The sequence below is a fragment of the Chamaesiphon sp. OTE_75_metabat_556 genome (assembly GCF_031378165.1).
Classification (GTDB): Bacteria; Cyanobacteriota; Cyanobacteriia; order Cyanobacteriales; family Chamaesiphonaceae; genus Chamaesiphon.
On record NZ_JANNDR010000396.1, the window covers coordinates 1 to 5456 of the forward strand.

The 5456-nt window shown below is 49.0% G+C and carries 5 protein-coding genes; 2 read left to right on the forward strand and 3 right to left on the reverse strand.

Annotated features, from left to right (window positions below; all coding sequences use genetic code 11):
- Window positions 1-120: 120 nt before the first annotated feature.
- Window positions 121-942: a twin-arginine translocase subunit TatC gene (gene tatC / locus RMO27_RS16035; RefSeq protein ID WP_309734288.1), complete on the reverse strand. Its 822-nt coding sequence runs from the start codon at window positions 940-942 to the stop codon at window positions 121-123.
- Between the two features lie 98 nt (window positions 943-1040).
- A complete protein-coding gene (locus RMO27_RS16040) occupies window positions 1041-1739 on the reverse strand; it encodes a tetratricopeptide repeat protein (protein WP_309734290.1) in 699 nt (232 codons plus the stop codon).
- 256 nt (window positions 1740-1995) lie between these two features.
- Here RMO27_RS16040 and psb29 point away from each other — a divergent pair, with 256 nt between their 5' ends.
- Window positions 1996-2712, forward strand: coding sequence for a photosystem II biogenesis protein Psp29 (gene psb29, locus RMO27_RS16045; protein ID WP_309734292.1), 717 nt, complete (start codon window positions 1996-1998; stop codon window positions 2710-2712).
- A gap of 129 nt (window positions 2713-2841) precedes the next feature.
- On the opposite strand, the gene RMO27_RS16050 is transcribed toward psb29, so the two are convergent.
- Window positions 2842-3648 (reverse strand): inositol monophosphatase family protein, encoded by an 807-nt coding sequence (locus RMO27_RS16050; RefSeq protein ID WP_309734294.1) that lies wholly within the window; start codon window positions 3646-3648, stop codon window positions 2842-2844.
- Between the two features lie 412 nt (window positions 3649-4060).
- Between RMO27_RS16050 and tal the strand changes: the two genes are divergently transcribed.
- Window positions 4061-5215, forward strand: a complete 1155-nt coding sequence (tal, locus tag RMO27_RS16055) for a transaldolase (protein ID WP_309734296.1) — start codon at window positions 4061-4063, stop codon at window positions 5213-5215.
- The last annotated feature ends 241 nt before the right edge of the window (window positions 5216-5456 follow it).

Below are 5456 nucleotides of genomic sequence, written 5' to 3' on the forward strand. Positions count from 1 at the left end.
AAAACGACGTCCTGACAGTCAGCGATAGTTAACATTGCAGAGCGGCGGATGTGAGTGGAATTTGGGGAGAGCCGAGCGAGGGTCAATACTATGTTTATTGTCTATTCCCAACTCCCCGCTCTACTTACCCAATAATTTAACCACCCCAACCCCACCAAAATACAAAGCTAAAACAGCACCTGCTAACAAACTTTGAGTCAAGGGATCGGTAGAGGGAGTGACGATCGCACCGACGACCATCGAGCCGACGACCACGCTTTTCCAGCCAGATAACATCAGCTTGGAAGAGAGAATACCGAGTAGCGATAACAAAATTTGGACGACAGGTAATTCAAATAGCAAACCCGTTGCAAACAATAACACCAAGACAAATTCAAAATAGCGATCGATCGACCAAGCCTGTTCGACGACATCTTCGCCATAGCCGATCAAAAAATTTAAAGCAGCCGGAATCAGTGCGTAGTAAGCAAACGCAATCCCAGCAACAAACAACACCGAAGAACCAACCACTACAGGTAATACTAGCTGACGCTCGCGCCGCGTCAAACCAGGGATCACAAATTGGATAATTTGGTAGAGAACCACTGGGCTAGCGACTAATAAGCCACAATAACCAGCCACCTTCACCGAGACAAAAAAGTATTCACCAGGAGCTAATTGGAGAAACTTGATGCCAATCGCGGGAATTTCTAAGACTTGGACGATTTGCTTGGCATAGACAAAACAACCAGCCGCACCGATCGCCACCGCAATAATCGCGTAAAATATCCGCTGGCGTAACTCCTCCAAATGGTCGAAAAAAGACATCTCCACGTCTGCTGGGAGTTGGTCTAACTTATCGCCATCGAGATCGCTCAGATCGCTCGAATCTTCGTCTGGTGACCATAGTGCAGTACTCAGTTCGGTATTCGCTGGCAGATTGCTGTCTACTTCTGGAGTCATCGAAGAACTTAATGTCTGAACTTTCTCCTCAATTATAGGGGATGAGACGATCGGATGCAGTTGCAGCTAGTCAGCTTGAGTGGTTCTAAAGTTCTAAATTAGAAACTATTGATAATTTGGAGAGTGCGATTGTAGCGATCGATATTTCCCATCTGTTTGAATAATTTTGCGGCCAATTGGAGATCGGTGACGGCTTGGGAGCGATGTCCCGCTCGACCGTGGGCGATACCCCTGTTGAGATAGGCGAGTGCATAATCGGGTCTAATTTGGATGGCGCGATCGTAACTGGCGATGGCCCCAGCACTATCGCCGAGATCGTCAAGTTCGTTACCGCGATTCATATAGGCTTGCGCGTATTGAGGATCGATGCGGATAGCCGTGTTATAGTCGGCGATTGCCGCTTGATGGCGACCGCTTTTACTCAAGACCGTCCCGCGATTGTAGTAAGCAGCAACAGATTTAGGATTGAGTTGAATGGCCGTAGTATAGTCAGCCACCGCTCCAGGGAGATCGCCGACTTCAGTTTTGACATTGCCGCGTTCGATATAAGCTTGGAAATATTGCGGATCGAGTTTGATGGCACGATCAAAATTAGTCATCGCTTGGTTCATATTACCAGCAGCGACAGCAGTTAAGCCGTCCTGATATTGCTGCGTCGCTGCGACTGGTCGAATATCGACAGCAGCCTGTCGCTCGTTGGGCGCGAACATTCGAGCGGATGCTCGCGGCTGGCCAACCATCGAGATCGCCATCGTGCCAACTGCTAGCCATACTGCTAATTGTAGATTCCGCGCCATATCAACTCTGCTACTTAAAAAATGTAAAAATCGTTACCTGTTATTACTAGAATGCCTTCTCGATCGGTCAAAAGTATCCGCATAAAAGCACAAAAGATCTGGCTCGATCCGATTCGCGGTTGCTATTAATTGCCGATTGCAGTTGATATACAGGCGTTTCAGCCTGATCGCACCGAAACTGGGGATCGCGATCTTTGCGTATTGGGTCGGCGATCGACGATAATTAAGTATTGTTAACCAAACTTTATATATCCCGGTGAATAACCTGAGTACTGTCTCCGATACTAAACGTAATTTTTACTCCAAACATACCCGACCGATTAATTCGATTTATCGGCGCGTAGTAGAAGAACTAATGGTAGAAATGCATTTGCTGTCTACCAATGTTGATTTTGCCTACGATCCAATTTACGCATTGGGTGTAGTCAGTAGCTTCGACAGATTTATGACCAGTTATCGTCCCGAAACCGATAAACAATCGATCTTTGTCGCGTTGTGTCAATCGATGGGCGGGAATGCCGAGCAGTACCGTAAAGATGCTGCTGGCGTCCAAGAATTTGCCCAGAGTATGCAAGGACAAGATATCGCCAATTGGCTGGCTCATCCCAGTGGTGATGGGATTGGGGCACAAGTAGCCAGCACGCTCGGCGCGATCGCCAGCAACCCAAAATTCAAATACAGTCGGTTATTCGGGATCGGTTTATTTACGATTCTCGAACAAGCAGCACCGGATATTCTCAAAGACGAGAAAAAACGCGAAGCCGCGATCGTCCAGATTGGCGAGGGGCTACACCTGCCCACTGAGAAAGTTCAAAAAGATCTCGATACTTACCGCAGCAACTTGGATAAACTCGTTCAAATGGAAGCTGTTATGGCAGATTTAGCCGAAGCCGAACGCAAAAAACGTGAGAAGCGCGAACAGGCGAAAGTTGAGGCAGCGGCTAGTGCTACTAGTTCTACACCAGCGGAATAGGGATCGGAGACTGGGAGACTGGGAGACGAGGGGACGGGGGACTGAGTAATTTTGTCCAAACTCTATTCACTCTACCCACTCTACCCTCTACGTTCTAAAGCCTAAAGCCTAAAACCTAAAGCCTAAAAACTACTTCCGAATCGAATCCATCAGCGGTAACAGCAGATCTGCCAATGCTGGATGATTGACAATCAGACTGGGCAGCGCATAGTTGCCGTAATTGCGCCCGAAAACTGCCGGGAAAGTCGGTTCGGCTCTCAGCGATATCCACGTCCCACCAGCGGCATGGACGATCGCCCAGACAGCCGCGAGATCCCAGATTTTGGGAGTTGCTTCCACTCCACCCAGACTCGCGCCAGCAGCCACCGCCAAGAAGTTATACGTCGCGACACCGAGCATCCGAATTTTGCAAGGAAATCCTGGTTGCCAGATCTGGAGACTGCGGGCGCACAAACTGAAGAAATGATTGCTACTCGGCGAATCCTGACTGACGTGAATTGGTTTGTCATTCAAATAAGCCCCAGTCGGTAGATCTAAGCCTGTAGATCCCGCCCAATAACCGTGGAAACTTTGATTGACAGGTGGAAAATAGACATAGCCAAATACTGGCTCGCCATTGTAGAGTAACCCGATCGAAATCCCCCACAATGGAATCCCCCGCGTAAAATTGGTAGTCCCATCCAGGGGGTCGATAATCCACGTCCATTGGGCATCAGTGAACCCATGCTCGTTCTCTTCACTCAGAATCGCATGTTCGGGAAACACTGCCGCAATACTCGATCGAATCTCCCGATCCGCCCATTCATCAGACTGCGTAACTAAACTACCATCAGCTTTTTCCAATCCCTGGACGCGTCCAAAGTCCAGCAACAGTTGTGCTCCGACTCTAGTTGCGGTAGTACGGGCGAGATCTAAGACTTGACTCCAAAATTCCATATTCTTTTAACCGAATCGGCGATAGGCTGAGTGTATCAAATCCGCAAGACCTCTCGATCGGCGGTCCCCAGCGATCCACAGTTAAATCGGCAAGATCTCAGCCAATTTTGTGTTCGTTAACGCTCATATTTTGATGTCGATCGGCTAAAATGCGGGAAATAGCGATCGATTGACGATTCGCTTGGCAACAGCTAGAGCTGGGGAAAGGCGATCGGGTTGGCTTTAAGATTTTGCCAAGCTAGGATTGGGTAGACATGCCATCGCCAAATTATAAATAACTACCAAATAAAATCTTTTCGATAACTTATTTTCCAGCTCGCATCGATTGGCATGAGCCACTAAAGAGTCATCTTAGGCATCACCGCTGGGTCGAGAGCATCATCAACAATCATTACCGGAGTAACGATCGATTATGTCATCAACCGACCAAAACCCATTACTGACGATCGAACAAGAATACGGCCAAAGTATTTGGATGGACAATCTCAGCCGCGATCTCCTCACCTCTGGCGAACTCGCCCAACTGATCGATACCCGTGGCGTCTTGGGAATCACCTCCAACCCCGCAATTTTTGAGAAAGCGATCGCCGGCAACGCCATTTACGATCAACAAATCGAGGAAGGGATTAAAGCCGGCAAATCCCTCAACGATATCTATGAATCCCTAATCTTCACCGATATCCGTCAAGCCTGCGACATCCTGCGTCCCGTTTATGACAAAACCAACGGGATCGACGGCTACGTCAGCATCGAAGTCCCCCCCACCATCGCCGCTGATACCGCCAGCACCATTAGCGAAGCCCGTCGCTACTATGGCGAGATCGGTCGCCCCAACGTGATGATCAAAATTCCTGGCACCCCCGAAGGCTTACCCGCCGTCGAACAGATGATTAGTGAAGGCATCAGCGTCAACGTCACCCTGCTGTTCTCCGTCGCCAGCTACGTTGAATCCGCCTGGGCATATATTCGTGGCTTAGAAACCCGCGCCGCCAAAGACGAAGACATCAGCAACATCTCCTCTGTTGCCAGCTTCTTCCTCAGCCGGATCGACACCAACATCGATAGTAAACTAGACCAGCTCCTCAAACACCTGCCCGATCCCACCAAAACCGAAAAAATCTCCGCCCTCAAAGGCAAAATTGCGATCGCCAACGCCAAAATCGCCTACCAAGAATACAAAAAAATCATCGCGACCGATCGCTGGAAACAACTCGCCGCCAAAGGCGCGCGCGTTCAACGCCTGCTCTGGGCCAGCACCGGCACCAAAGACCCCAGTTACAGCGACGTCATGTACGTCGATGGACTCGTCGGCAACGATACCGTCAACACCTTACCACCCAGCACGATCGAAGCCTGTGCCGACCATTGCGATCCCGCTAGCCGGATCGAAGCAGGCATCGATGAAGCCTACCGCCTCATCGCCAGCCTCAAAGATCCCGATGTGAATATCGATCTCGATAGCGTCATGGGTGAACTCCTGATCGACGGGATCGATAAATTCGTCAAACCCTTTGAATCTCTAATGAAATCTTTAGATGGTAAAGTTAAGGCTTTGATGCCAGTTTAGTTGGGGTTTTCGAGTTGGGAGTTGGGAGAGATTTAGTAGTATCGATGGTTTGGATCGATTGGTGACAGACATCAACTCAGGTAAATTGATAAATTGTGTACAGATTCAATGCCAACAATCTCCATTTGTACAAACTAGAGCTAATCTCGATCAAGCGATCCACCCCAACATTTAAGACAAAAACACAAAACTCCGCTCCCATCAAATTAAACCCACCCACTAGCAAAGCATATCCCCAGAC